This window comes from Terrabacter carboxydivorans, assembly GCF_039532035.1.
Classification (GTDB): domain Bacteria; phylum Actinomycetota; class Actinomycetes; order Actinomycetales; family Dermatophilaceae; genus Terrabacter; species Terrabacter carboxydivorans.
This window is the reverse complement of record NZ_BAAARE010000012.1, coordinates 102,309-120,873: the sequence shown is the minus strand read 5'-3', so window position 1 is coordinate 120,873 and position 18,565 is coordinate 102,309. Positions and strand designations below refer to the sequence as shown.

Genomic DNA, 18,565 nt, shown 5'->3' with positions numbered 1-18,565 from the left:
TCAGCGGACGGCGACCGTGAGCAGCGTCAGGGCCGGGTCGTGGGTCTCCACCTCGTAGGACCCGGCCTCCTTGCCCGTGAGCCGGAGCGTCGTCGGCACGCCGGCCTTGAGCGCCTCCTCGACCTCGAAGCCGTGCGCGTGCAGCTCGTCGTCGTGGTCGCTCGTCACGACGAGCTCGAGCGTCGAGCCGATCGGCAGGTCGACCTGTGCCGGGGCGGGCGTCACGGTCTTGCCGGTGATCGTGACCGCGAGACGCCTGACGCTGCCGGTCGAGACGGCCGCGCCGGCTGCGCCGGACCCGGGGTCCGACGTGGCGGAGGAGCAGCCGCCCACCACCGCGAGGGTGAGGACGCACACGGCATACGGAAGGGCTCGAAACGCACGCATGGCCACGATCCTAGGCAAGCCGGTCTGGCAGAGTGTGACCATGTCTGACCGGCTGACCTCGCTCGACGCGTCGTTCCTCTACCTCGAGGAGTCCACCACGTCGATGCACGTCGGGTCGGTCATGGTCTTCGAGCCGCCGCGGGAGGGCTTCGACTACGACCAGCTCGTGCGGATCATCGAGAGCCGCATCGGCGCCATCCCGCGGTTCCGCCAGAAGGTCCTCGACGTGCCCGGGCGCATCGCCAACCCGGTGTGGGTCGACGACGAGGCGTTCGACATGGGCTACCACGTGCGCAGGGCCGGGCTGCCGCGCCCGGGCAGCGACCGGCAGCTGCAGGACTTCGTCGCACGCGTCCAGCCGCGCAAGCTCGACCGCACCCGGCCGCTGTGGGAGGTCTACCTCGTCGAGGGCCTGCACGACGGGCGCTTCGCCATCGTCACCAAGACCCACCACGCCCTCATCGACGGCGTCAACGCCCTCGACATCGCGCACGTCATCGTCGACGCGGTCAAGGGTGAGGACGAGGTCGACTTCGTGACGCCCTGGGAGCCGAGCCGCCCGCCGTCGTCGGTCGAGCTCGTGACCGGCGCGGTCATCGACGCCGTGCGCCGCCCGACCCAGGTCGTCGACCTCGTGCGGGGCGGCCTCAACGACGCCCTCAACGTCGGCATGCGGGCCGTGGAGTCCGCGGGCCAGGTGCTCTCGACGGTGGCGCGCACGGCAGCCCGTCCGGCGCCCGACTCCCCGCTCAACGCCGAGATCGGCTCGGCCCGGCGGTGGGTCATGATCGCGACCGACCTCGAGGACTACCGCCTCGTGCGCAAGCGGCTCGCCCGGGGTGCCTACGCCGAGGACGTCACGATCAACGACGTCGTGCTCGCCACGATCGCGGGAGGCTTCCGCGCCTGGCTGCTGGGGCGGGGTGAGGCGGTCAGCCCCCACACCTCCGTGCGCGCCATGGTGCCGGTCAGCATCTACGGCGACGACCCCGCCGGGATGTACGCCAACCAGGTCATGGCGTGCGTCGTCAACCTGCCCGTGGGAGAGCCCGGCGCCTCGATGCGACTGCACCAGATCGCGTTCGCCATGCGCCAGCAGATGGAGGGGGGCCAGGCCGTGGGTGCCACCTCGCTCGCCAACCTCGCGGGCTTCGCGCCGCCCACCCTGCACGCGCTGGGCGCCCGGCTCGGCTCCGCCATGTCGCGCCGGCTCTACAACGTCATGATCACCAACGTGCCCGGCCCGCAGACCCCGCTCTATGCCGGTGACGCCGAGATGCTCTCGACCTACCCGGTGACACCGCTGGCCAAGGGGCAGGCCCTGTCGATCGGGATCACGTCCTACAACGGCGGCGTCTACTTCGGCCTCAACGCCGACCGCGACGCGATGCCCGACGTCGACGTGCTCGGCCAGTCCATCGTTGAGTCGCTCGCGGAGCTGACGAGCGGAAGGGAGTCCTGATGCCGGTCGTGCGCGTCTACGTGCCGCTGGGCAGGTCGCAGCTCGAGGAGCTCGCGGCCACGGGCTCGCTCGCCGCTGGTCCCGGCACCCCTCGGACGGCGTATGCCGTGACGTCGGGTCTGGAGCAGGCCGCGCCGGGTCTCGACGTGGAGGACCTCGAGTACGCCGCCTTCAGCGACGCCGTCGCAGCTGCGGCCGGGTTGCGGTCGGCCCGCTCGGACCGTCGCGTCGTCGCCTCCGCGGACGCAGATCCCGCGTGGGTGTCCCCGCGTGACGGGGTGCCCGTGTCCAAGGTCGTGCTGACGGCGCCGGTGCCGCTCTCGCGGGTGGCGTCGTTCCACGTCGACGACGAGGTGACCGGCGGTGTCGACGACGAGGCCGACGAGCTGCTCTGGTACGACGTGACCGAGCTCGACGACGTGCGCTCCTTCTTCGGCTGAGCCGTCGTGGCCGACGACGAGGAGGTCGCCCTCTACGACGAGTCCGGCGAGGTCGTGGGGACGGCGCCCCGCTCGGTCATGCGGGCGCGCAACCTCAGGCACGCGGCGTCGTCCGTGCTCGTGCGCGACCCGCTGGGGCGGGTCTACCTGCACCGGCGCACCACGACGAAGGACGTCTATCCGGGCCTGCTCGACTTCGCGGCCGGGGGAGTCGTCCTCGCCGGCGAGGACCCCGCCGTCGGCGCCGTGCGCGAGGTCGAGGAGGAGCTCGGGGTCGTCGGCGTCCCGCTCGAGCCCCTGGGCGTCGCGGACTACGCCGACGACCACACCCGCTACCGCGCCTTCCGCTTCGTCGTGACGTGGGACGGGCCGATCCGGTGGCAGCCCGAGGAGGTGTCGTGGGGCGAGTGGGTGACGCTGGAGGAGCTCGTGCGACGCCTCGACGCCGAGGCGTCGACCGTCGTGCCCGACAGCGTGGCCGTCTGGTCGGGGATCGTGCGCTCCTGGCTCACCGGAGCGGCCTGACCGAAGCGAACGCCAGCACACCCTTGTCGTGGACGAACGATCGTGCTTTTATGAGCCATGGGCAAGGGTGAGAACACGAAGGTCGCGATCCTCGACGAGGCGACCGAGCTCGCCTCGCTCGTCGGGCTCGGTGGCCTGACGATCGGCTCGCTCGCGGCCGCGACGATGCTGAGCAAGAGCGGCCTCTATGCCCACTTCGCCTCCAAGGAGTCGCTCCAGGTCCAGGTGCTCCAGCACGCGCGCGAGAAGTTCACCGACGTCGTCATGCGTCCGACGATCGCCGCCCCGCGTGGGGAGGCGCGGGTGCGTGAGTTCTTCGACCGGTGGATCACCTGGCAGTCCACGGCCTTCGACGGGGGATGCATCTTCGTCGATGCGGCCAGCGAGTTCGACGACCAGGAGGGGCCGGTCCGTGACGAGCTCGTGCGCGCCGAGCGCGACAAGCTCGAGTCGGTGACGCTCATCGTCGGCACGGCCGTGAGCGAGGGCGACTTCCGCGACGACGTCGACCCCGAGCAGTTCGCCTACGAGCTCGAGGGCATCGTGCTCGCCCACCACCACGCGCGCCGTCTCATGCGCGACGGTCGCGCGGAGGAGCGAGCCCGCCGTGCCTTCGACCGGCTCGTCGAGGCCTGCCGCCCCGTCGCGCAGTCGGCCTGAACCGCCGGCTGCGGTTCCGACCTCCCACCCACGACAGCACCTACCCGTCGAGGCCGACGCCGACCGGCGCGGCCCACCCACCCGGAAGAGGAGACAACATGACTATTTCTTCGGCTCATAAAAGCACGATCGTTCGGTCGTTTATCTGCGCCTCGACGAGAGTCGCAGAACCCCTGACCCCGTCCCTCGGGGCGCGACTCGCCGAGCGCCTCTGGTTCCGGCTGCCCTCGACGAGCCCCCGTCCCGCCCGTCACGCCGGTGCCACGCCGGTCCGTGAGCTGCTCGGGTCGCCGTTCGAGGTGGCACTCCGCGGCCGCACCGTCCGTGGCTGGACCTGGGGGCAGGGGCCTGTCGTCTACCTCGTGCACGGCTGGGGCGGCACGCTCGAGCAGCTCACCCCCCTCGTCGCGCCGCTCCTCGACCGCCGGTTCCAGGTCGTCGCGTTCGACGGCCTGAGCCACGGCCGCTCCGACCCCGGTGCCCACGGCCCGGCCTCGAGCGACGCCGTCGAGCTCGGCCGCTCGCTCGACGCGGTCGCGGCGCGGTTCGGGCCCGCGCGCGCCGTCGTCGCGCACTCGATGGGAGCCCTCAGCACCCTGCTGGCCGTCCGGGACGGCTGGCTCGCGACCGAGCGCGTCGTGCTGCTGGCCCCGCCCAGCGGCATACCCGACCTGCTCGAGGCCCTGCGGAGCGAGCTGGGGCTGGGGGAGAGGACGATGGCGCGGCTCGTCGAGCGGGTGCGCCGTCGTACCGGCTACGCACCGGGCGAGCTGGGGCTCGCCACGATCGCCGCGACGCTGACGGACCGGGAGCGCCCCGAGCTGCTCGTCGTCCACGACCTGCTCGACCGGGAGGTGCCCCACGAGCCGTCGAGGCTGCTGGTGAGGTCGTGGCCCGGCGCTCAGCTGCTCTCGACCGCGGGGCTGGGCCACCGGCGCCTGCTCGCCGACGCGGGGGTCGGCGGAGCGGTTGCCCGGTTCGTCGACCGGCTGCCGGTCGAGGCCACCCTCCACGGCGAGGACCGGCCACAGCCCCTCGCCCGGGCCTCTCGTCCGGAGGTGGCGACCACGGAGGAGGCCGCCTGCGTCGACTCCCGCGTCGGGGCGGCTTGAGCGTCCCACGTGCTGGTCCGGGGGAGTCGCGGTCAGTCGATCCCTTGTTACCTTGCGCGGATGGACTTCACCGCTGACGAGTACGCGCGCCGCGATGCCGACCGCCTCCGCGAGATCCTCGCCGGGCCGCCCGTGACCTGGGTGTTCCTCGGCGACAGCATCACCCAGGGCGTCACGCACACGCACGGCCACCGCGGCTACGTCGAGCACTTCGCCGAGCGCGTCCGCGGTGAGCTCGGGCGACGCGGTGACGCGGTCATCAACTCCGGGGTGTCCGGTGCGACCACCGAGGACCTGCTGCCCGAGTTCCACTGGCGTGCAGGACGATTCGCGCCCGACGTCGTCTTCGTGATGTTCGGCACCAACGACATCCTCAACGGTGAGGACGGCGTGCGCGGGTTCCGCTACCGCCTAGACCAGATCGTCCAGCGCTCCCGCGACGTCGGCGCCACCGTCGTGCTCCAGACGCCGCCACCGGTGCTCGAGGACGGCGGCCGAAGCCCCCACCTCATCGGCCTGTACGCCGAAGCCGTTCGCGAGGTCGCCCGCGACCTCGGCGTCCTCGTCGTGGACCACGCCGGGGCGTGGGCGAGTGCCGCGTCCGGCGTGGGCGCCGACGTCGCGCCGGACGGCTGGCTCGACGACTCGTTCCACCCGGGCGCCCGCGGCCACCACGAGCTGACGCTGACGCTCCTCGAGGCTCTCGACCTCGCCGACCCGGCCAGTGACGTCTGCTCGCTCGAGGTCGCCGACGCCGTCGGGGCGCCCGCCTGACCACACGGCATACGCCACTGCACACGTCACGACGGGCGCGGGTCCGCTCGGTCTCCGACGGACGCGGAGCCCGGCGCCGGTCAGGGACGGCTCAGGGTCGGATCAGGGCACTCCCCAGCAGCGGAACCGGGCCTTCGCGCGCGACCATGGAGTCATGACACAACCGATCCCGAATCCGTCGTCCGGCCAGTCGCTGACGCCGACGAGCGAGGAGCGCACCTGGGCCGTCCTCGGCCACCTCGCCGCGCTCGTCGCTGCCGTCATCTCCGTGGGCTGGCTCAGCTTCGTCGGCCCGCTCGTCATCTGGGCCATCTACAAGGACCGCAGCGCGTTCGTGCGCCAGGCGGCGGCCGGGTCCTTCAACTTCAACCTCGCCGTGTGGGCCGCGATCATCGTCGGCTGGGTCATGTTCTTCACCGTCCTGCTGATCCCCGTCGCGATCATCGTGTGGATCGTCGCGGTCCTGGCCGGCATCTGGTTCCACGTGCGCGCCGCCATGGCCGCCAACCGCGGTGAGTCCTTCCGCTACCCGTGGAGCATCCCCGTCCTGCACTGAGCTCCACTGCGGCAGGCATGGAACGATGGGGTGGCTGCCCACGAGGCGGCCACCCCATCGCGCCCCCGGGCGCAGACCGTGCCAACCGCAGGAGAACTTGATGGACGCCGTGACCCACGTGCCCGCACCGGCCAACGAGCCGGTGCTCGACTACGCGCCGGGCTCGCCCGAGCGAGCCGCGCTCGAGGTCGCCCTCGCCGAGCTGGGGTCCACCCAGACCGAGCTGCCCCACACGATCAACGGCGAGCGCGTGGTCGGCACGGGGCGCAAGATCGCCGTGCGCCAGCCGCACGCGCACCGCAAGGTGCTCGGCACGCTGCGCAACGCCACCGTCAAGGAGGGGCAGGCCGCCGTCGACGCCGCCAAGGCCGCCGCCCCGATGTGGCGCGAGCTGTCGTTCGACGACCGCGCCGCCATCCTGCTCAAGGCCGCCGAGCTGCTCTCCGGCCCGTGGCGCGCCCGCCTCAACGCGGCGACAATGCTCGGCCAGAGCAAGACGGCCTACCAGGCCGAGATCGACGCCGCGTGCGAGCTCATCGACTTCTGGCGCATCAACGTCCACTTCGCCCGGCAGATCCTGGAGCAGCAGCCGCCCCTCAACGCCAAGGGCATCTGGAACCGCTCGGACTACCGCTCCCTCGAGGGCTTCGTCTACGCGGTCACCCCGTTCAACTTCACGGCCATCGCCGGCAACCTGCCGACCGCCCCGGCCCTCATGGGCAACACCGTCGTGTGGAAGCCGAGCCCGACGCAACAGCTCGCGGCCCAGCTGACGATGGAGCTGCTCGAGGAGGCCGGCATGCCGCCCGGCGTCATCAACCTCGTGACCGGCGACGGCATCAACGTCAGCAAGGTGGCGCTGCGCGACGAGGACCTCGCCGGCATCCACTTCACCGGCTCGACGCCGACGTTCAAGCACCTGTGGCACGAGGTCGGCACCAACCTCGACCGCTACCGCACCTACCCGCGCCTCGTCGGCGAGACCGGTGGCAAGGACTTCATCCTCGCGCACCCGAGCGCCGACCCGGCCGTGCTGCGCACCGCGATGATCCGCGGCGCCTTCGAGTTCCAGGGCCAGAAGTGCTCGGCCGCCTCGCGCGCCTACGTCCCCGCCTCGGTGTGGAAGCAGATCAAGGGCGACCTCGTCGACATCACCAACGGCCTGACCCAGGGCGACGTCACCGACCTGTCCAACTTCATGGGCGCCGTCATCGACGACCGGGCGTTCGCCAAGCACAAGGACGCCATCGACCGCGCCCACGCGGCCAAGGGCATCGACGTCGTCGCGGGCGGCACCTACGACGACTCGGTCGGCTACTTCGTGCGCCCGACGGTCCTCGAGATCAAGGACGCCGCCGACGAGTCGTTCCGCACCGAGTACTTCGGGCCGATCCTGTCGGTGCACGTCTTCCCCGACGCGCAGTACGACACGGTGCTCGACCAGATGGAGCGCTTCGCCCCCTACGGCCTGACCGGATCGATCATCGCCCAGGACCGCCGCGTCATCGCCGACGCCACCAAGCGCCTGCGCTTCGCCGCCGGCAACTTCTACGTCAACGACAAGCCGACCGGCGCCGTCGTCGGCCAGCAGCCCTTCGGTGGCGGCCGCGCCTCCGGCACCAACGACAAGGCCGGGGCGGCGCAGAACCTGCTCCGCTGGACGAGCGTCCGCTCGATCAAGGAGACGTTCGTGCCGCCGACGAACCACACCTACCCGCACATGGGGTGAGCGCCGGCTGACCTGCTGAGCGCGTATGCCGCAGGGCCCGTCTCCGGGTGGAGGCGGGCCCTGCGGCGTGTGGCTGAGGACTGGCGCCGCCGCCCGGAACCCGGAGCCCGGGCGAGCGGCAGACCGGCGTGCCGGCGCTGTCAGGCGCGCTCGGAGAGCCAGGCGTTGCCGGTGCGCTGCTCGCTGCGGATCGCGTCGATGACGGCCGGGGCGGCAGCCTTCTCGACCTTGCCGCCGAAGAGCGGGATCGAGGCCTTGAGGTCGCCCTCGATGGTGATCTGCGTGCCGCCGCCCGACGGTGCGAGGCGCACGGCCGAGCGCATCGCGACGGGAGCGCCGGCGACCTCGACCGTCAGGGTGCCGGTGCGGGAACCGTCCGCCGCCGGGGAGCCCCACTCGTAGGTCTCGGTCACCGAGAGGGTCGGCCCGACGATGGACTTGGCGAAGTCGGGCAGGTCGTCGGCGGGCAGGTCGCGCTTGGTGACGACGCGGGCGCCGTCTCCGGCCGGGCTGACCGCCGCCTCGTGACGCTGCGCGCCGGCCTCGACGCACTTGCGCTCCTGGAAGGCGCGGTCGGTGACCATGGCGTAGACGGCCTCGGGCGGCGCGGCATACGTGATCGTCTCGGAGATCTTCATGGCCGCCACGCTATTGCACGGGGGCAGGCACGCGAGGAGGTGTGTCGTCGACCGGGTCAGGCGCCTGAGCGGGCGCGGTCGGACAGCGCTGCGAGCGTCGTCGCGGACGCCTCGAGCTCGCGGCGCAGCCGTGCCTGCTCGCGCGACCGCACGGCGGTGACGCGGTTGAGCAGCTCCTGGAGGCGGTCGCGCTCGGCCAGCCTCTCGCCCGGCTCGACCCGGCTCGGCCCCGAGCGTTCGACGACGAGCTGCCCGTCGATGACGAGGTCGAAACGGGTCAGTGCCGGCTCGAGGGCGCGCACGCGGGCGGCGGACTCGACGGCCGTGGTGGTCCACGACTGCAGCAGTCCGCCGACGCGGTCGAGCTCGGTGGCGGCGCGTGTCACGAGGTCGCGCTCGGGGCCCGTCACGTCGGGGGAGCCGGTGCGCGCTGCTCGACGGGCTGCCGCGTCGAGGTCGACGACGAAGTCGGCCAGGCCGCCGGCCTGCGTGCGCAGCGCACCGCCGAGGGCGGAGGTGGAGCCGGCGTCGCCCGCCGAGAGAGTCACCAGGCGTCACCCCGTCTCGAGGCGGATCCCGTTGTCGCGGAGGAGGACTGGTCGTCGACGGCCGGCGGGAGCGATCGAGCGGAGCCGAGCTCGAGCAGCCGCTCCTCGAGCGCCTCCGAGAGCGCCCGCAAGGTGTCGGCCGCCTGCTCGACCCACGCGTCGAGGGCGCGCTGCGTCGGAAGGTCACCGAGGTCGGGCAGATGCGTCAGCAGCTCGTCCGACATCGTCCGCGTCGTGGAGCGGCCGGTCGTGAGGGCTCGGAGGATGGCCGGGTCCGCAGCACCCGCCCCCGGGCTCCCGTCGGTCATGTCACCACTCTAGGGACTCCTGCCCCTCCCGCCCCGGAGTTCTCCACCGGGGCCGTGCGCGCCGCGAAGGTGACCGCAGGCGCGGCGGCGGGCCGGTTCGGGCGCGGGGACGGACGGCGATAGGCTCACATGGTGAGATGCGCGGCACAACGACGTGTCGCCGCACAGGCCGCACGGTGAGGAATCCGACTACCGCATGTCAGCGTCACTCGAACAGTCTCGAATCGACGTCATGAAGGCCGCCGCGGCGGCCGTGGCGCCCGTCCCGCGCCGGGGGCGCGGCCGATCCGCAGGGGCCGCGCCGGACGAGCTCGAGGAGTTCCTCCGCGCCTACTACCGCCTCGTCGCCACCGAGGACCTGCTGGCCCGTCCGGCGCGTGAGCTCGCGATGATCGCCACCGAGCACCGCGCCTTCGCCCAGCAGCGCCAGGTCGGCACCTTCAACGTGCGCGCCTTCAACCCCACGGCCGAGGACGAGGGGTGGTCGACGAGCCACTCCGTCGTGCAGGTCGTCGTCGACGACATGCCCTTCCTCGTCGACTCGGTCGTTGCGGCGCTCGGCGGCTTCGACCGCGGCGTGCACCTCATCGTCCACCCGCAGATGACGGTCTCGCGCGACATCACCGGCGAGCTGAAGTCGGTTGTCACCGACGGCTCGACCACCGTTCGCTCGAGCTCGGTCGGTCTCGTCCGCGAGTCGTGGATGCACCTCGAGATCGACCGCCTGCCCGACGACGCGCTGCCCGACGTCGAGGAGCGCCTGCGCCACGTCCTCGAGAACGTCCGGGACTCGGTCGAGGACTGGCCGAAGATGCGCGCGCACGCGCTCACCATCGCGAGCGAGCTGCGCTCGGCGACGCCACCCGGGACCGACCCGCACCACGCCCGCGAGGCCGGCCGCTTCCTCGAGTGGCTCGCGCACAACAACTTCACCTTCCTCGGCTACCGCGAGTACTCCCTCGCGCACGAGAACGGCAAGGACGTCTCCCGCCAGGTGCCCGGCACCGGTCTGGGCCTGCTGCGCTACGACCGGCCTTCTGCCGGAAAGGGACTCGTGCTCACCCCGGCCGCCAGCCGGGCCGCGCGCGACTCGAGCATCCTCATCATCACCAAGGCCAACTCGCGCGCGACCGTCCACCGCGACGTCTACCTCGACTACATCTCGATCAAGCGCTTCGACGCGCGTGGCGAGTGCGTCGGCGAGCAGCGCTTCCTCGGCCTCTACGCGTCGGCCGCCTACAACGACACGATCCACGACATCCCGCTGCTCGACGTGCGCGCGCAGGAGGTCCTGCGCCTGACCGGCCTGAGCGCCGACAGCCACTCGGGCAAGGACATCCTGCAGATCCTCGAGACCTACCCCCGCGACGAGCTCTTCCAGACGAGCTCGGCGCAGCTGGCCGAGATCGCGACGAGCGTCCTGCACCTGCAGGAGCGGCGCAAGACCAAGCTCTTCCTGCGCCGTGACGAGTTCGGGCGCTTCGTCTCCTGCCTCGTCTACCTCCCGCGCGACCGCTACAACACGACCGTTCGCCTGCGGATCGAGGCCATCCTGCTCGAGGCCTTCGGCGGCGAGAACATCGACAACACCACGCGCGTCAGCGAGTCCACGCTCGCACGGCTGCACTTCGTCGTGCGTATGCCGGCCGGCACCGACATCCCGGACGTCGACGAGGCTGCCCTCGAGCAGCGCGTCATCGACGCCACGCGCACCTGGGACGAGGACCTCTCCGAGGCGCTCGGCGAGGCCCGCGGGATCGAGGGGGCCGCACGCACGATGGCGGCCTACGCCAAGGCCCTGCCCGAGGCGTACAAGGAGGACTTCGACGTCGCCACGGCCGTCGACGACCTCGACCGCATCGACGCGCTCGGCGACGGCGACCGCACGACCGGGCTGCACCTCTACGACGACCCGGCGTCCGACGACCCGCGCGAGCGGCGCTTCAAGCTCTACCGCCGCGCCGACCTCTCGCTGACCCAGGTGCTGCCGCTCTTCACCCACCTCGGTGTCGAGGTCACCGACGAGCGTCCCTACGAGGTGCCGGGGCCCGACGGTCGCACGCTGCACATCTTCGACTTCGGCCTGTGCGCCGACGCGCAGACCTGGGGCTCGGGCGACGCCGCCCTCGCGAGCACCGTCCGCGAGCGGTTCGAGGAGGCCTTCCGGGCCGTGTGGGACGGTCGCGCCGAGTCCGACGGCTTCAACGCCCTCGTGCTGGCCGCAGGGCTCACGTGGCGCCAGGTCGTCATCCTGCGCACCGTCGCGAAGTACCTCCGCCAGACGGGCTCGACCTTCTCGCAGGACTACGTCGAGTCGGCGCTCGCGGCCAACACCGGCATCTCGCGCAGCCTCGTCGAGCTCTTCGAGGCGCGCTTCGACCCCGACGCCTTCCCCGACACCGAGAGTGGCCGCGACAAGCGCGCCGCCCGGCAGAAGCACATCGTCGCGGGCATCAAGGAGGCCCTCGACGACGTCGCGAGCCTCGACCACGACCGCATCGTGCGGGCGCTGCTCGGAGTCGTCCTCGCTAGCCTGCGCACCAACTTCTACCAGCCCGACGAGGCGGGGCACGACAAGGCGTACGTGTCCCTCAAGCTCAACCCCAAGAAGGTCCCCGACCTGCCGGCACCGCGGCCGATGTTCGAGATCTGGGTCTACAGCCCCCGCGTCGAGGGCGTGCACCTGCGCTTCGGCAAGGTCGCCCGCGGTGGCCTGCGGTGGTCCGACCGCCGCGAGGACTTCCGCACCGAGGTGCTCGGGCTCGTCAAGGCGCAGATGGTCAAGAACGCCGTCATCGTGCCCACCGGCAGCAAGGGTGGCTTCTACGCCAAGCAGCTGCCCGACCCCGCGGTCGACCGGGCCGCGTGGATGGACGAGGGCATCGCGTCCTACAAGCTGTTCATCTCGGGCCTGCTCGACGTCACCGACAACCTCGTGTCGGGCCAGGCCGTCCCACCGCACCGGGTCGTCAGGCACGACGAGGACGACACCTACCTCGTCGTCGCGGCCGACAAGGGCACGGCCAAGTTCTCCGACATCGCCAACGGCCTCTCGGCCGAGTACGGCTTCTGGCTCGACGACGCCTTCGCCTCGGGCGGGTCGGCCGGCTACGACCACAAGGGCATGGGCATCACCGCCCGCGGCGCGTGGGAGTCGGTCAAGCGCCACTTCCGTGAGCTCGGGGTCGACACCCAGACACAGGAGTTCACGGTCGTCGGCGTCGGTGACATGAGCGGCGACGTCTTCGGCAACGGCATGCTGCTGTCCGAGCACATCCGCCTGCTGGCCGCCTTCGACCACCGGCACATCTTCGTCGACCCCACCCCCGACGCGGCGAGCTCGTATGCCGAGCGGCGGCGGATGTTCGACCTGCCGGGCTCCTCGTGGGCCGACTACGACGCGTCGCTCATCAGCAAGGGCGGCGGGATCTTCTCGCGGTCGGCCAAGTCGGTGCCCGTGAGCCCCCAGATGGTCGCGGCCCTGGGCCTGCGCGCCAACACCAAGAGCATGACGCCCGCCGAGCTGATGAAGGCCATCCTGCTCGCGCCGGTCGACCTGCTCTGGAACGGCGGCATCGGCACCTACGTCAAGGCGGCCGGTGAGACCAACGGCGAGATCGGCGACCGCGCCAACGACGCCATCCGCGTCAACGGCGGCGACCTGCGCTGCAAGGTCGTCGGCGAGGGCGGCAACCTCGGGGCGAGCCAGCTCGGCCGCATCGAGGCGGCGCTCGCCGGGGTGCGCGTCAACACCGACGCCATCGACAACAGCGCCGGCGTCGACACCTCCGACCACGAGGTCAACATCAAGATCCTGCTCACCGAGCTGACCCGCTCGGGCGAGCTGACGACCAAGCGCCGCAACACGCTGCTCGCGTCGATGACCGACGAGGTCGCCGAGCAGGTGCTGCGCGACAACTACGAGCAGAACGTCCTGCTCGGCAACGCCCGGGCGCAGCAGCACGGGATGCTCGGCGTGCACGAGCGGCTCATCCAGTTCCTCGAGGCCGAGGGCGACCTCGACCGCTCGCTCGAGTTCCTCCCGAGCGACGCCGTCATCGCCCGGCGCCAGAAGGACGGCCTCGGCCTGACGTCGCCGGAGTTCTCGGTGCTCGTCGCCTACGCGAAGCTCTACCTGAAGAACCAGCTCATCACCACCTCGCTGCCCGACGACCCGTGGTTCGAGACGACCCTGGCGGAGTACTTCCCCAAGCCGTTGCGGGCCAAGTACGCCGAGCAGATCGCCGCCCACCCGCTGCGACGCGAGATCATCACCAACGCGGTGGCCAACTCGATGGTCAACCGCGGCGGCATCACCTTCGCCTACCGGGCGGGGGAGGAGACCGGTGCGACGCCCGAGCAGGTCGCGCGGGCCTATGTCGTGTGCCGCGAGGTGTTCGACCTCGCCGGCTTCGTGCGACGCGTAGAGGCGACCGACAACGTCGTGAGCACGGCGGCCCAGACTGCGCTCTACCTCGAGTTCCGCCGGCTCATCGACCGGTCGGTGCGGTGGTTCCTCACCTCCCGCCCCGCCTCGCTCGACATCGCTGCCGAGGTGGCCCGCTTCCGCCCCGGCATCCAGGCCTTCTCGGGTCGTATCGGCGAGCTGCTGCAGGGCAGCGAGCGCACCCGCCTGGGCCGACGGGCGCGCGAGCTCGAGGGCAAGGGCGTCCCGGAGGAGCTCGCCCTTGGCGCCGCGTCGTTGCTCGACCTCTACTCGCTGCTGGACTGCATCGAGATCGCCGAGGACACGGGGGAGCAGCTCGACGACGTCGTCGGCGTCTACTTCCTGACCTCGGAGACGTTCTCCATCGACGCCATGCTGACGCGCGTCACGATGCTGCCCCGCGACGACCGCTGGGACGCCATGGCCCGTGGCGCGCTGCGCGACGACCTGTATGCCGTCCTCGAGAGCCTGACGCGCTCGGTGCTCGAGGTCAGCAGCTCGGCCCACGACGCCGCTGGGCGCCTCGCCGAGTGGTCCGAGCTCAACGCCGACGCGCTGGGCCGGGCGCGAGCAGCGCTGGGCGGGATCGAGCGGATGAGCCACGCCGGCATCGCCGCCCTCTCGGTCGCCCTGCGCACGCTGCGCACCGTGACCAAGCCTGCGGCCTCCGGCCAGCCGACCCCCGTCGAGTCCGCCTCCGCGTCGACGCCCGCGAAGAAGGCCCCGGCGAAGAAGGCGCCGGCGAAGAAGGTCGCAGCCAAGAAGGCCCCGGCGAAGAAGGCGGCTGCCACGAAGCCGTCACCGAGCCAGAGGGCGACGGCTCCGACCGCAGCCCAGGGGGCGACACCGAGCACGAAGGCAGCCGGCACGAAGGCAGCCGGCACGAAGGCAGCCGGCACGAAGGCAGCCGGCACGAAGGCAGCCGGCAAGAAGGCTGCCGGCAAGAAGGCAGCCACGGCGTAGCGCCCACTCGAGTGGCCACGCAGCCCCACGCGTACCGGATCACGGCGGTGGGGCGGCGGGGCCACTCGAGGGGAGCCGGGCCGGGCGTCACCAGGAGGCTCACTAGGCTCGGGGTGTGGCGACCCTGAGCGAGCTCCTGCGCGGCCGGACGAACCTGCCCGACCACGACGTCGAGTGGCTGCAGCTGCTCGTCGGTGACTGGCAGCTCGTCGCCGACCTCTCGTTCGCCGACCTCGTCCTCTGGGTCCGCTCGTCGGGCGAACGCTGGGAGGCCGTGGCCCACGTGCGTCCGACGACCGGCCAGCTCGTCTTCGTCGACGACCAGGTCGGCAGGGTGGCCGACCCGGGCCGCACCCGCGACCTGCTCGACGAGGCGGCGTCCGAGCAGCGCATCCTGCGCGTGCGGCAGGTCGTCGTGACCCACGAGCAGGGCCCCGACCAGTCGGTGCGCGAGGAGTACATCCCGGTCGTGCGTGGGGGCCATGTCGTCGCTGTGATGACACGGCACACGAACCTCTGGACGACGCGGACGCCGAGCCGCCTGGAGCTGACGTACCTCGCCACCGCCGACGCGCTGTGCCGCATGGTGACCGGGGGAGAGTTCCCGCACAGCGGCGCGCCGACCGGGCTGCGCCGTGGCGCGCCCCGGGTCGGTGACGGCGTCATCCGGCTCGACGTCGACGGCGTCGTCACCTACGCGAGCCCGAATGCCGTCTCGGCCCTGCACCGCCTCGGGCACCTCGGCGAGGTGGTGGGCGCGAGCCTCGCGCAGATCGTCACCGACAACGTTCGGGAGTCCTACCCCGTCGACGAGGGGCTGCCGCTCGTCGTCACCGGACGCCAGCCGTGGCGCACCGAGGTCGTCGCCGGGGGCACCACGATCTCGATGAGGGCCATCCCGCTCACCGAGGCCGGCCAGCGCTTCGGGGCCATCGTGCTGATGCGTGACGTGGGCGAGCTCCGCCGCCGGGAGCGCGAGCTGATGACCAAGGACGCGACGATCCGCGAGATCCACCACCGGGTCAAGAACAACCTCCAGTCGGTGGCTGCCCTGCTGCGCCTGCAGTCGCGCCGCCTGCCCGACGGGGAGGCCAAGCTCGCGCTCGCGGAGGCCGAGCGCCGGGTGGGGACCATCGCCATGGTCCACGAGCAGCTGAGCCAGGGCTTCGACGAGACGGTCGACTTCGACACCATCGCCCAGCGCGGCCTCAACGCCGTCGTCGAGGTCTCGGCCAACGGTGCGCCGGTCCACACCGTCACCCGCGGCTCGTTCGGGCGCCTGCGGGCCGAGGACGCCACCTCGCTCGCGATGATCATGAGCGAGCTCGTCCAGAACGCCATCGAGCACGGCCTCGGCGACGCCGGTGGAGAGGTCCGCATCGCCATCGAGCGCGTCACCGACGACCGTGGTCAGTCGAGCCTCACCGTCTCGATCGAGGACGACGGCAAGGGCATCGACCCGGCGCGCCGGCCCGGCTCGGGGCTCGGCACCCAGATCGTGCAGTCGCTCGTCGGAGACCTCCAGGGCCGCATCACCTGGGAGCCGCTGGTGCCCCACGGCACCCGCGCCCGCTTCAGCGCGCGCCTGCGCCCGATCACCTGACGGCGACCAGGCGGGTGCCCCGGCGGCCCGCGGCGTGCGCGCGGGCACCCAAAAGCCCGGCGACCGTGACGGTCACCGGGCTCGCGGACGTGTGTCGTGCGGAGGGGGTGCTGCGGAGGTCAGCCGGCGCGGCGGGCGCGGGCGTTGCGGCGCTTCAGGGCGCGTCGCTCGTCCTCGGAGAGGCCGCCCCAGACGCCGGCGTCCTGGCCGGTCTCGATGGCCCACTTGAGGCAGGTGTCCATGACCGGACAGGTCCGGCACACGGCCTTCGCCTCCTCGATCTGCAGGATGGCCGGGCCGGTGTTCCCGATGGGGAAGAACAGCTCCGGATCGGCCTCGAGGCAGGCAGCGCGGTCGCGCCAATCCATGTGGCGTGCTCCTTCATGTATGTCGGTTCGGCACCGACGTCCGGGTGTCGGTCGCGGTGCATGTGCGGGGCGCCAGCGTCGTTGTCGGAGCCAAGTCATGGTGTCGTCGTGCCATGGGGGATGACCCCCTGACCAACGGAAACGCGCACGAATATGTTCCGTACGCGTCGCGGGCCATGATCCAGTGTGACCGGAGTCCGTGTCCGTGTTCAACGACTGGGCGCCGACCACACCAAGGATTGAGTCTATCGGCAGTCGGCCCCCAGTTCCAGACCTCACGGCCACGAGCCGCCCGCCGAGAGGGACGCGGAGGCCCCGGGCGCCGGGATCGCTAGGCTGGCAGGGTGACCGAATCGACGTCCCCGACCCGCGAGGTGCGCGGATCCCACCGCGTGGCAGGGCTGCTCACCCTGGTCGAGGCGGTGGCCGTCCTCGGCTTCGCCGGCTTCTACGTCTACGAGATGGTGACCGGCGCCACAGAGGACCTGACGCGCGCCGCGACCTCCGGCGCCCTGATCCTCGTCTTCGGCCTGGGTCTGCTGGCCCTGACCCGTGGCTGGGTGCGCGCCGCCGACTGGCCGCGCACCCCCACCGTGCTGTGGAACGCGCTCCTGCTGCCCGTCGCGTGGTCGTTGCACGAGTCCGATCGCACGCCGGTCGCGGTCGCCGTGGCCGTCGTCGCGGTCGCGAGCATCGGCGCCGCCGTGTCCGCGCCGGGACGGCGCGACCAGGCCGCCGACGAGGGCGGGAGTCGCGAGGGAGGCGAGACGCAGGACCCGCGCACGGGCGGGACCGGAGGCCGCGGGGCCGACGACAGGCTCAGCTGAGGGAGAGCCAGTCGTTCCAGCCGTTGTGGAGCACGAGCCAGGCGATGAGGCCGTAGCCGGCCTGTCCCGGGTGCGAGCGGTCGGGACTCGCGGCGAGGTCGGCCATCCACTGGTCGTGCGTGGCCAGCGGGCGGTAGCAGTCGACGTAGGTGATGCCGCGGCGTGAGCACACGTCCGCCTGGGCCTCGGCCAGCGCCTCGATCTTGCGGTTCATCTCGACGTCGAGGGTCGGGGTCAGCCCGACGACGAAGACGCCGATGCCGGCGTTGGTGGCCTCGTCGAGCACGTTGGCGAGGTTGAGGCGCGAGCGCGCCATGGTCATGCCGGTGACGACGTCGTTGGTGCCGACGCTGAGCACGAGGCGGCGCTCGGTGCGGCCCTTCCAGCGGGGGTGGCACTCGGCGCCCCAGCGGGCCACGATGTCGCCGGACGTGTTGCCGCGGACACCGAGGTTGTAGGCCGTGAGGTCGAGGTCGGGGTGCTGCGTGCGGGCGACGACGCGGCCGACCCAGCCCAGGCCCTTCGGGTCGCCGTAGCCCGCCGTCATCGAGGCACCGACGAACACCATGCCGACGTCGCGGATCCCCTCGGCGACGGTGAACTCGGCGCTCGGGGCGTAGTAGGGGTCGTCCGCGCCGCTGCTCGGGCCGGTGCCACCCGTGCCGCCCGTGGCGCCGGACGTGCCGGTCGCGTCCGTGGAGTCCGCCGCAGCGGCAGGGGAGCCGTGCGTGGGAGCCGGGCTCGCGGCATACCGACCCGGGCCGTCGTTGGTGAACCGGGTGTGGGACGAGGGGTAGGCCGGGCCCACGCCGTAGGGCTCCCTCGGGGCGTCGGGGTGCGTCTCGGCTCGGTCGCCTCGGTCGCTGCGGTCGCTCACGTGCTCAGTCCTCGTCGTCGTCCAGTCGGGCGAGCCACGTCGCGAGTCGCTCGACCGGCACCTCGAACTCGGGGTTGAGGTCGACGAACGTGCGCAGCTGCTCGGCGAGCCACTCGAAGGTGACCTCCTCCTCGCCGCGCCGGGCCGCCAGCTCCTCGATGCCCCTGTCGGTGAAGTACACGATGGGAGGCTATCGCGTGCGGGCGCGGGGCCGGCGGAGGCGGGCCGGGGACGAGCGCCCGATCTCGGCCCCGACGCCGACGCGTGCGTATGCCGTCACCCCGGAACGCGGCGAGGGACCCCGCCGATGTGGCGGGGTCCCTCGCTCGGTCCGGCGGGCT

General features: G+C 72.0%; 18 protein-coding genes. 11 read left to right on the top strand and 7 right to left on the bottom strand.

What is annotated here, in order from left to right:
- Complete coding sequence (locus ABD297_RS14635; RefSeq protein ID WP_344255764.1) at positions 1 to 387, bottom strand: hypothetical protein; 387 nt, start codon at positions 385 to 387, stop codon at positions 1 to 3.
- Between the two features lie 40 nt (positions 388 to 427).
- On the opposite strand from ABD297_RS14635, the gene ABD297_RS14630 reads away from it, so the two are divergent.
- The 8 genes from ABD297_RS14630 (at position 428) to pruA (ending at position 7,645) form a co-directional block, all read left to right on the top strand.
- Entirely contained in the window at positions 428 to 1,849 is a 1,422-nt protein-coding gene (locus ABD297_RS14630) for a WS/DGAT/MGAT family O-acyltransferase (RefSeq protein ID WP_344255763.1), read from the top strand.
- Entirely contained in the window at positions 1,849 to 2,289 is a 441-nt protein-coding gene (locus ABD297_RS14625) for a DUF6912 family protein (RefSeq protein WP_344255761.1), read from the top strand. Before ABD297_RS14630 ends, ABD297_RS14625 begins: the two co-directional genes overlap by 1 nt.
- Before the next feature lie 6 nt (positions 2,290 to 2,295).
- On the top strand, positions 2,296 to 2,814 hold the full coding sequence (locus ABD297_RS14620) for an NUDIX hydrolase (protein ID WP_344255759.1): 519 nt from the start codon (positions 2,296 to 2,298) through the stop codon (positions 2,812 to 2,814).
- Positions 2,815 to 2,871: 57 nt separating this feature from the next.
- Positions 2,872 to 3,474, top strand: coding sequence for a TetR/AcrR family transcriptional regulator (locus ABD297_RS14615; protein ID WP_344255757.1), 603 nt, complete (start codon positions 2,872 to 2,874; stop codon positions 3,472 to 3,474).
- A gap of 98 nt (positions 3,475 to 3,572) precedes the next feature.
- The gene (locus tag ABD297_RS14610; protein ID WP_344255755.1) at positions 3,573 to 4,586 is read left to right on the top strand and encodes an alpha/beta fold hydrolase; all 1,014 of its coding nucleotides are present in this window, start codon (positions 3,573 to 3,575) and stop codon (positions 4,584 to 4,586) included.
- Positions 4,587 to 4,646: 60 nt separating this feature from the next.
- Positions 4,647 to 5,360 (top strand): SGNH/GDSL hydrolase family protein, encoded by a 714-nt coding sequence (locus ABD297_RS14605; RefSeq protein WP_344255753.1) that lies wholly within the window; start codon positions 4,647 to 4,649, stop codon positions 5,358 to 5,360.
- Between the two features lie 154 nt (positions 5,361 to 5,514).
- Positions 5,515 to 5,916, top strand: coding sequence for a DUF4870 domain-containing protein (locus ABD297_RS14600; protein WP_344255751.1), 402 nt, complete (start codon positions 5,515 to 5,517; stop codon positions 5,914 to 5,916).
- Positions 5,917 to 6,016: 100 nt separating this feature from the next.
- The gene (gene pruA / locus ABD297_RS14595) at positions 6,017 to 7,645 is read left to right on the top strand and encodes an L-glutamate gamma-semialdehyde dehydrogenase (protein WP_344255749.1); all 1,629 of its coding nucleotides are present in this window, start codon (positions 6,017 to 6,019) and stop codon (positions 7,643 to 7,645) included.
- A 140-nt stretch (positions 7,646 to 7,785) separates the two neighbouring features.
- Here pruA and ABD297_RS14590 read toward each other — a convergent pair whose 3' ends face one another.
- Genes ABD297_RS14590 through ABD297_RS14580 form a run of 3 tightly spaced genes read right to left on the bottom strand, consistent with a single transcriptional unit; the run spans position 7,786 to position 9,139 of the window.
- Positions 7,786 to 8,283, bottom strand: coding sequence for a DUF2505 domain-containing protein (locus tag ABD297_RS14590; RefSeq protein ID WP_344255747.1), 498 nt, complete (start codon positions 8,281 to 8,283; stop codon positions 7,786 to 7,788).
- Between the two features lie 56 nt (positions 8,284 to 8,339).
- Entirely contained in the window at positions 8,340 to 8,831 is a 492-nt protein-coding gene (locus ABD297_RS14585) for a hypothetical protein (protein ID WP_344255745.1), read from the bottom strand.
- Positions 8,828 to 9,139, bottom strand: coding sequence for a hypothetical protein (locus tag ABD297_RS14580; protein WP_344255743.1), 312 nt, complete (start codon positions 9,137 to 9,139; stop codon positions 8,828 to 8,830). The genes ABD297_RS14585 and ABD297_RS14580 overlap by 4 nt, the downstream gene beginning before the upstream one ends.
- A 232-nt stretch (positions 9,140 to 9,371) precedes the next feature.
- Here ABD297_RS14580 and ABD297_RS14575 point away from each other — a divergent pair, with 232 nt between their 5' ends.
- Complete coding sequence (locus ABD297_RS14575; protein ID WP_344255741.1) at positions 9,372 to 14,549, top strand: NAD-glutamate dehydrogenase; 5,178 nt, start codon at positions 9,372 to 9,374, stop codon at positions 14,547 to 14,549.
- Between the two features lie 115 nt (positions 14,550 to 14,664).
- On the top strand, positions 14,665 to 16,152 hold the full coding sequence (locus ABD297_RS14570) for a sensor histidine kinase (RefSeq protein ID WP_344255739.1): 1,488 nt from the start codon (positions 14,665 to 14,667) through the stop codon (positions 16,150 to 16,152).
- Between the two features lie 119 nt (positions 16,153 to 16,271).
- On the opposite strand, the gene ABD297_RS14565 is transcribed toward ABD297_RS14570, so the two are convergent.
- Complete coding sequence (locus ABD297_RS14565; protein ID WP_142177174.1) at positions 16,272 to 16,520, bottom strand: WhiB family transcriptional regulator; 249 nt, start codon at positions 16,518 to 16,520, stop codon at positions 16,272 to 16,274.
- Between the two features lie 344 nt (positions 16,521 to 16,864).
- On the opposite strand from ABD297_RS14565, the gene ABD297_RS14560 reads away from it, so the two are divergent.
- Positions 16,865 to 17,347: a hypothetical protein gene (locus ABD297_RS14560; protein WP_344255737.1), complete on the top strand. Its 483-nt coding sequence runs from the start codon at positions 16,865 to 16,867 to the stop codon at positions 17,345 to 17,347.
- Here the strand turns inward: ABD297_RS14560 and ABD297_RS14555 are convergent.
- Complete coding sequence (locus ABD297_RS14555; protein ID WP_344255735.1) at positions 17,340 to 18,224, bottom strand: GDSL-type esterase/lipase family protein; 885 nt, start codon at positions 18,222 to 18,224, stop codon at positions 17,340 to 17,342. The two genes, ABD297_RS14560 and ABD297_RS14555, sit on opposite strands and share 8 nt — an antisense overlap.
- A gap of 4 nt (positions 18,225 to 18,228) precedes the next feature.
- Positions 18,229 to 18,405 carry a DUF6104 family protein gene (locus ABD297_RS14550; RefSeq protein WP_142184561.1) on the bottom strand — a complete coding sequence of 59 codons (177 nt, stop codon included), beginning with the start codon at positions 18,403 to 18,405 and terminating at the stop codon, positions 18,229 to 18,231.
- Positions 18,406 to 18,565: the final 160 nt, after the last annotated feature.

What these genes read in the sequence shown, in the direction of transcription:
- ABD297_RS14630 (WP_344255763.1), top strand. Translation starts at nt 428, where the DNA reads ATGTCTGACCGGCTGACCTCGCTCGACGCGTCGTTCCTCTACCTCGAG.
- ABD297_RS14605 (WP_344255753.1), top strand. Translation starts at nt 4,647, where the DNA reads ATGGACTTCACCGCTGACGAGTACGCGCGCCGCGATGCCGACCGCCTC.
- ABD297_RS14590 (WP_344255747.1), bottom strand. Translation starts at nt 8,283, where the DNA reads ATGAAGATCTCCGAGACGATCACGTATGCCGCGCCGCCCGAGGCCGTC.
- ABD297_RS14615 (WP_344255757.1), top strand. Translation starts at nt 2,872, where the DNA reads ATGGGCAAGGGTGAGAACACGAAGGTCGCGATCCTCGACGAGGCGACC.
- ABD297_RS14580 (WP_344255743.1), bottom strand. Translation starts at nt 9,139, where the DNA reads ATGACCGACGGGAGCCCGGGGGCGGGTGCTGCGGACCCGGCCATCCTC.
- ABD297_RS14600 (WP_344255751.1), top strand. Translation starts at nt 5,515, where the DNA reads ATGACACAACCGATCCCGAATCCGTCGTCCGGCCAGTCGCTGACGCCG.
- ABD297_RS14575 (WP_344255741.1), top strand. Translation starts at nt 9,372, where the DNA reads ATGAAGGCCGCCGCGGCGGCCGTGGCGCCCGTCCCGCGCCGGGGGCGC.
- pruA (WP_344255749.1), top strand. Translation starts at nt 6,017, where the DNA reads ATGGACGCCGTGACCCACGTGCCCGCACCGGCCAACGAGCCGGTGCTC.
- ABD297_RS14610 (WP_344255755.1), top strand. Translation starts at nt 3,573, where the DNA reads ATGACTATTTCTTCGGCTCATAAAAGCACGATCGTTCGGTCGTTTATC.
- ABD297_RS14565 (WP_142177174.1), bottom strand. Translation starts at nt 16,520, where the DNA reads ATGGATTGGCGCGACCGCGCTGCCTGCCTCGAGGCCGATCCGGAGCTG.
- ABD297_RS14625 (WP_344255761.1), top strand. Translation starts at nt 1,849, where the DNA reads ATGCCGGTCGTGCGCGTCTACGTGCCGCTGGGCAGGTCGCAGCTCGAG.
- ABD297_RS14635 (WP_344255764.1), bottom strand. Translation starts at nt 387, where the DNA reads ATGCGTGCGTTTCGAGCCCTTCCGTATGCCGTGTGCGTCCTCACCCTC.